We start from the raw sequence: 6,633 nt of genomic DNA on the forward strand, positions 1-6,633 counted from the left end.
TCGTCGAGTGCGGCGACGACGGTGGGAATCGCGCGCGGGTCGCCGATGCGTCCGAGGGCGTCGACGGCCGCCGGCCGGCACGCCTCGTCGTCGTCGTAGGCCGCACAGAGCGGCATCACCGACTCGGGATGAGCCTGCGACCCGAGCGCCTCCATCGCCGTCCTTCTGACGGCGGCGTTCTCGTCGTCCAGTCGGTCTAAGAGCGCGCGGACCACGCGCGTCCGGGTCTCGGCGGAGAGTTCGTCGCCGTCGTGGTAGTGGGCGGCCCGCGCGCCGAGTTCAACGAAGGCGTCCGCGGCGGCGACGCGGACCGTCGGGTCGTCGTCCCCGAGGCGGCGGAGCAGGCCGCCGACGGGCCGTTCGTCGGTGAACCACCGGACGGCCGAGATGGCCTCGCGGGCGACGTCGGGGTCCGGGTCGTCCACGGCTTCGACGACGAGGGCCTCGGCGTGGACGTTGCCGGTCCCGCCGAGGACGCGGACGACGCTCTCGCGCACCGCGGGGTCGCTGTCGGTGCGGACGAGCGAGGCGAAGTGGTCGAGCGCCCTCGTCGGGTCGACGTCGCGGGCGGCGCGGGCGACGGCGCGCCGCGTGGCCGCGTCGGACTCCGAGCGGACGGCGGCCAAGAGGGGGTCCACAGCGCCGCCGGGTCGCCGACGGTGGCGAGAGCGACGGCGGCGGCGCGTCGCACGTCGGGGTCCGCGTCGCCCAGTCGTTCGACCAGTCCCGGCACGGCCGACTCGTCGGCGAGGACGTCCAGCGCGCGGACGAGTGCGCGGCGGTCAGAGGCCGGCGGGTCGGTCCGGAGACAGTCGGTGATGGCCGCGGCGGCGTCCTCCGCGTCGCGCCGGGCGAGTTCGGTCGCGGCCGCGGCCCGACGCGCCGGGTCGGAGAGCGCGTCTCTCAGTTCCGCCTCCGTGCGGTCCGCCATCGACGGGGCGTCGGTGACGACCACGTCGCTCAGGTGGACGCTGGCGGCGCGAAGATGGAGACGCTGGCCGACGGTGACCGGGGGAGGATCGTCGCCCGCGGCGGTTTCCTCGAGGGCCACGTCAACCGCGTCGGGGTCGAACGCGACGGTGCCCGCGCCGACGTGGAGGAGGGCGCGCCGGTCCGGGCTGTCGTCCGAGGGCGTCCGCGCCGACGCGGGGAGGTCGGCCACGTCCACCACTTCCCCGGAGAACGCGTGGTCGTGCCACGCGAGTGCGTCCGGGTTCGGTTCGACGTGGAGGCCGACGTCCGCGCCGCGTTCGACGGCGGTGGGGTCCGAGAGCCACAGTCGGGCGGCGGCGGGCGCGTCGCGGGACTCCTCGTCCGCGAGCACGTCGCCGTCGAACGCGCCGAACCGGGCGTCTCCGACGGCGAGGACGGCCGTCTGCGTGTACACGGTGCCGCCGTGCGCCGTCTCGGGCTCCGTATCGAGGAGTCGGACCGGGAGGCCCCAGTCGCCGAAGCCGGCGGCGGCGACGCGGGCGTCGCCGGCGCGTTCGCGTACCTCGGCCACCTCGTCGGCGAGCGCCGGGTTCGCGCCGACGACCACGTCGCAGAACGTCTCGACGGTGCGGAGCAGTTCCGTCACGAACGCCTCCCGGTCGACGACGGCCGACGGTCCGGCGTCCCCGTCGTCGGCCGTCCGCTCGCAGCGGAGTCGAACCGCGTCGCCGTCGGGGACGAGGTGGTAGCGCTCGTCCGCCTCGTAGAACTCGACGGTCGCGGGTTCGTCCTCGAACAACGGCTCCAGCGCGTGAACCAACTGCGCGCAGTGCCAGCGGAGGCCGTCGCGACCGCTGACGAGGACCCGTCCGCCGCAGACCACGCGGACGGCCGCGTCGGGGTTCGGGTCGCCGCCCCGAAGACGCTCGTACACCGCGGCGTCGTACCCCACCTCGATTCGGGCGTCCTTCACGCCCGCCTGACTCGACATGAGTCGGACACTCCCGGCGGAGCGAAAAAGGGCTTCGGTCGGGGGGTCGCGGCCGACCGTGCTGTAACCGCAGGTTATATCTCTCTCAAAGAATATGCGTGTTGTATATGACACACGGGTTCCACACCCGGAGCCTCCACGCCGGGCAGGAGCCGGACGCCGCGACGGGTTCGCGCGCGCCGCCCATCTACCAGACGACGTCGTACGTGTTCGAGGACGCCGACCACGCCGCCGACCTCTACGCGCTGGAGGCGGAGGGCGACGTCTACTCGCGCATCTCGAACCCGACGACGCGCGTGCTCGAGAACCGGCTCGCCGCCCTCGAAGCGGGCGTCGCCGCCGTCGCCACCGCCTCGGGGATGGCCGCCCTCGACGCCGCGACGAGCATCCTCGCCTCCGCGGGCGACACGTCGTCGCCTCGGCGGACATGTACGGCGGCACCTCGACGTACCTCACGAAGATGGCGACGCGGCGGGGCGTCGAGACGCGCGTGGTGGACACGCTGGACTACGACGGCTACGCCGACGCCGTCGACGACGACACCGCGTTCGTCCACGTCGAGACCATCGCCAACCCCTCGCTGAAGACGCCGGACTTCGAGCGACTGGCCGACGTGGCCCACGCGGCCGGCGCACCGCTGGTCGTGGACAACACGTTCGCGACCCCGTACCTCTGTCGCCCCATCGAACACGGCGCGGACATCGTCTGGGAGTCGACGACGAAGTGGATTCACGGGTCGGGGACGACGGTCGGGGGCGTCCTCGTCGACGGCGGGACGTTCCCGTGGGAGCACGCCGACTACGACGAACTGTCCGGGGAGAACCCGGCGTTCGGCGTCGACTTCGTGGAGCGGTTCGGTGACAGGGCGTTCGCGGCGGCCGCCAGACAGCGGTCGCTGCGGACGCTCGGCAACCAGCAGTCGCCGTTCGACGCGTGGCAGACGCTGCAGGGGCTGGAGACGCTCCCGCTTCGGATGGAGAAACACTGCGCGAACGCCCGCGAGGTGGCGACGTTCCTCCGCGACCACGACGACGTGGCGTGGGTGTCGTACCCCGGGTTCGAGGACCACGAGACGCACGCGGAGGCGACGGAGTATCTGGAGAGGGGGTACGGCGGCATGGTGACGTTCGGCCTCGCAGACGGCTTCGAGGCGGCCAAGGCCACCTGCGAGAACACCGAACTCGCCTCGTTCCTCGCCAACATCGGCGACGCGAAGACGCTGATAATCCACCCCGCCTCGACGACGCACGCGCAGTTGAGCGCCGACGAGCAACGCGCCGCGGGCGTCGGCCCCGACATGCTGCGCCTCTCGGTCGGCATCGAGGACGCCGCGGACGTAATCGCCGACTTGGACCGCTCGATTCGGCGGGCCGCGGAGGCGGCGCGATGATAGCCGCGGTCACGACGTATGCGCCGGTCACGACGCACGCGCCCGCCGCGACGGCGCGCCCGACGGAGGTGCGTCCGGCGTGAAGACCGATAGCGGCACGGTCGACCTCGGCGCGTTCGACTTCGAGTGCGGCGTGGAGATTCCCTCGCTCGAAGTCGCCTACGAGTCCTACGGCGAGTTCACCGGCGACAACGCCGTCCTCGTCTGCCACGCCCTCACCGGCAGTCAGAACGTCGCGGGCTACGGCTCCGACACGGCCGGGCAGGCCCGCGCGTGGTGGAACGACATCGTCGGCCCCGGCAAGGCCATCGACACGAACGAGTACTACGTCGTCTGCGCGAACGTCCCCGGGTCCTGCTACGGGACGACCGGACCGGCCTCGGAGGGACCGACGGCGACCCCTACGGCACCGACTTCCCGCCGGTCACCGTGGGCGACTGGACGCGTTCGCAGCGACTCCTCCTCGACGAACTCGGCGTCGGCCGCCTGCACGCCGTCGTCGGGGGGAGCGTCGGCGGCATGAACGCCCTCGACTGGGTCCAGCGCTACCCCGACGACGTGCGCTACCTGCTGGCCGTCGCCACCGCCGGGCGTCTGGACCCGCAGTGTCTCGCTCTCGACGCCATCGCCCGCCGCGCCATCACCACCGACCCGAACTGGAACGGCGGCGACTACTACGGCGTCTCCGACGGGGGGAAGACGCCGGACGACGGCCTCGCACTCGCGCGCCAACTCGGCCACGTGATGTACCTCTCGAAGGCGTCGATGGAGCGGAAGTTCGGCCGCCGCGCCGCCGGCCGCGACGCCCAACGCGACTCGTTCCCGACCGACCCGGCGGCGTCGTTCTTCCCGTACCGCGACGTGGAGTCGTACCTCGACTACCAGGCCGAGAAGTTCGTCGAACGGTTCGACGCCAACGCCTACCTCTACCTCACGCGCGCGATGGACGACTACGACCTCTCGGAGGGCTACGAGGACGACGCCGACGCGGTGGCCGCCTTCGAGGGCGAGGCGCTCCTGCTCTCCTTCACGGGCGACTGGCACTTCACGACCGAACAGGCCGAGTCGCTCGCGGAGTCGTTCCGCGAGACGTCCGTCCCCGTCGCCCACCACGTCGTCGAGTCCGACCACGGCCACGACGCCTTCCTCGTCGAACCGGAGAAGGTCGGCCCGCCGGTCCGGGACTTCCTCGAATCGGGCGTCGAAGGGCGGTCGGTCCACGACACCGAGGAGGAACCCGAGTCGCTCCCCGACGACCGGGACTTCGCGCCCGTCCACTCGTCGCTGTTCAGTCGGTAGTCGCCGTCGGCGCGCCGCGCGGTGTGACCCACGCCGTCCTGCCCACCCCCGACCCGAAGCGACTTTGCCGTCCCCGGCCGACCGTCCCGGTATGTCGCTCGCTCGCTCTCTCGGTCGCGTCGGCGGGTTCGTCGTCGCCCTCGTCGCGCCGCCGTCGCCTACTTCGGACTCGTCGCCGCCGCGCCGAACGTCACGCTGGGCACCCGACCGGCCACGGTCGGGCCGTTGACGGCGTTCGACCTCCTCGGCGTCGGCGCGTCCTCCTCGCCGTCGTCGGCCTCGCCGTCGTCGCGGGGCGGGGACGGGCCGCGGCCGTCTCCGTCGGCGGCCTCCTCGCCGTCGTCGGGTTCGTCGTCCTCGCGCTCCCCCTCCTCGCGTGGCCCGTCGCGCTGGCCGTCCTCGCGGTCGGTCTCGTCCTGTTCTTCGCCGGCGCGTCGCTGAACGGACACCGCCCGGACGCGGCCTGAACGGGCCGCCCGCGGCGTCGTCGCCGTCGACGGGTCGGTCGCGTCAGAAGCCCGTCGGGTCGGTCGCGTCACCGAGTCCGGCGGGTCTTGCAGCCGACAGCCCGTTTTAACACCGCCTCGTGCGTCGTGCACCGTATGTCCGACGACGCAGACGACGATACCGAGACGCCCGGCTTCAGCACGCGGAGTCTCCACGCGGGACAGGAACCGGACGCCGCGACGGGTTCGCGCGCGCCGCCCATCTACCAGACCACCTCCTACGTCTTCGACGACGCCGAGGACGCCGCGAGCCAGTTCGCCCTGGAGAAGGAGGGCTACATCTACTCGCGGCTGATGAACCCCACGGTGGCGATGCTGCAGGAGCGACTCGCCTCGCTGGAGGGCGGCGTCGGCGCGGCGGCGACGGCGTCCGGGATGGCCGCGTTCGACCTCGCGACGTTCCTCCTCGCCTCCGCGGGCGACAACATCGTCTCCTCGTCGTCGCTGTACGGCGGGACGTACACCTACCTGACGCACACCGTCGAACGCCGCGGCGTGACGACGAAGTTCGTGGACACGCTGGATTACGACGCCTACGACGAGGCCATCGACGACGACACCGCGTTCGTCCACGTCGAGACCATCGGCAACCCCGCGCTGGTCACGCCGGACTTCGAGAAGTTGGCCGAGGTGGCCCACGACAACGGCGTCCCCCTGTTCGTGGACAACACGTTCGCGACGCCGTACCTCTGCCGCCCCCTCGAACACGGCGCGGACCTCGTCTGGGAGTCCACGACGAAGTGGATTCACGGCGCGGGCACCACCATCGGGGGCGTCCTCGTCGACGGCGGGTCGTTCCCGTGGGCCGAGTACGCCGACGACTACCCCGAAATCGCGAAGCCGAACCCCGCCTACCACGGCGTCGACTTCTCGGAACGGTTCGGCGACGCGGCGTTCACCTACGCCGCCATCGCCCGCGGCCTGCGCGACTTGGGGAGCGCCCAGTCGCCGTTCGACGCGTGGAACACGCTGGAGAAGGTGGAGTCGCTCCCGATGCGGATGGACCGGCACTGCGAGAACGCGATGGCCGTCGCGGAGTTCCTCGAGGACCACGACGCGGTGTCGTGGGTGAACTACCCCGGTCTGGAGTCCCACGAGACGCACGCGGAGGCGTCGGAGTACCTCGACGGCGGCTACGGCGGCATGATAACGTTCGGCCTCGCCGACGGCTACGAGGCGGCCCGCGAGACGGTGAACGAGGTGGAACTCGCCTCGTTGCTCGCCACGTCGGCGACGCCAAGACGCTCGTCATCCACCCTGCCTCGACGACCCACCAGCAGTTGACCGAGGAGGAACAGGTCGCCGCGGGCGTCACGCCCGACATGGTCCGCCTCTCGGTCGGCGTCGAGGACGCCGACGACATCGTCGCCGAAAGCAGAAGCCGACCGCCGATGAGCGGATCGCGGAGGCGCGACGGGAGGCCGAAGAGATCCGTCAAGAAGCCGAAGAGGAGGCAAGTGAGTACGAGCCGAGCGTCTCGCCGAAGCTCGCGAAGAGATAGAGGAGGAGCGGGA

2 protein-coding genes and 5 pseudogenes are annotated in these 6,633 nt (G+C 71.8%); 3 read left to right on the forward strand and 4 right to left on the reverse strand.

Annotated elements, in window-relative coordinates; genetic code table 11:
• The 3 genes and pseudogenes from GJ632_RS25565 to GJ632_RS25575 form a co-directional block, all read right to left on the reverse strand.
• On the reverse strand, positions 1-215 hold a 215-nt coding region (locus GJ632_RS25565), incomplete at its 3' end, for a HEAT repeat domain-containing protein (RefSeq protein WP_197428075.1).
• Positions 216-305: 90 nt separating this feature from the next.
• A pseudogene (locus GJ632_RS25570) lies at positions 306-638 on the reverse strand (HEAT repeat domain-containing protein); the annotation flags it as partial.
• Between the two features lie 59 nt (positions 639-697).
• A pseudogene (locus tag GJ632_RS25575) lies at positions 698-1,924 on the reverse strand (HEAT repeat domain-containing protein); the annotation flags it as partial.
• Between the two features lie 107 nt (positions 1,925-2,031).
• On the opposite strand from GJ632_RS25575, the pseudogene GJ632_RS17990 reads away from it, so the two are divergent.
• A pseudogene (locus GJ632_RS17990) lies at positions 2,032-3,314 on the forward strand (O-acetylhomoserine aminocarboxypropyltransferase/cysteine synthase family protein).
• A 79-nt stretch (positions 3,315-3,393) separates the two neighbouring features.
• Positions 3,394-4,613, forward strand: a pseudogene (metX, locus tag GJ632_RS17995) (homoserine O-acetyltransferase).
• Positions 4,614-4,771: 158 nt separating this feature from the next.
• On the opposite strand, the gene GJ632_RS18000 reads toward metX, so the two are convergent.
• The gene (locus GJ632_RS18000) at positions 4,772-5,062 is read right to left on the reverse strand and encodes a hypothetical protein (RefSeq protein WP_191453667.1); all 291 of its coding nucleotides are present in this window, start codon (positions 5,060-5,062) and stop codon (positions 4,772-4,774) included.
• 153 nt (positions 5,063-5,215) lie between these two features.
• Between GJ632_RS18000 and GJ632_RS18005 the strand changes: the two are divergent.
• A pseudogene (locus GJ632_RS18005) lies at positions 5,216-6,492 on the forward strand (O-acetylhomoserine aminocarboxypropyltransferase/cysteine synthase family protein); the annotation flags it as partial.
• Between the last annotated feature and the right edge of the window lie 141 nt (positions 6,493-6,633).

This window comes from Halogeometricum sp. CBA1124 (genome assembly GCF_009741955.1).
Classification (GTDB): domain Archaea; phylum Halobacteriota; class Halobacteria; order Halobacteriales; family Haloferacaceae; genus Halogeometricum; species Halogeometricum rufum.